The 282-nt window shown below is 61.0% G+C and carries 1 protein-coding gene; it reads right to left on the bottom strand.

Annotated elements, in window-relative coordinates; translation table 11 throughout:
• A partial coding sequence (locus ABR397_RS23800; protein ID WP_350307847.1) for an ImcF-related family protein occupies positions 1-282 on the bottom strand: 282 nt, incomplete at both ends.

A 282-nucleotide genomic window follows, 5' to 3' on the forward strand; every position in this document is an offset into this window, starting at 1 on the left:
GTCAGGCGGGCTTTCAGCTCCGCCGGCGACACCGCTGCCGGGACGGCCTGACGGTTATCACTCAGCACCCAGTCAATCGCTTCCTTACGTGAAGCCACCGCGTTATCCATCTCTTTCTGTATCTGCCCTTCCCACGCCTGACGGGTAAACATCCCCGGCACCACGCGCGGAGTGGTAAACAGCCGTGCCGCTTCGGTGTCGCCGGTCATCTGCCTTAAGGTCAGGTCGGCATAATCCTTCTGCACCGATTGCAGCATCTGCTGGTAGAGCGTGGCTTCCGCA

It is taken from the genome of Photorhabdus viridis, from assembly GCF_040256935.1.
GTDB classification, from domain to species: Bacteria; Pseudomonadota; Gammaproteobacteria; order Enterobacterales; family Enterobacteriaceae; genus Photorhabdus; species Photorhabdus viridis.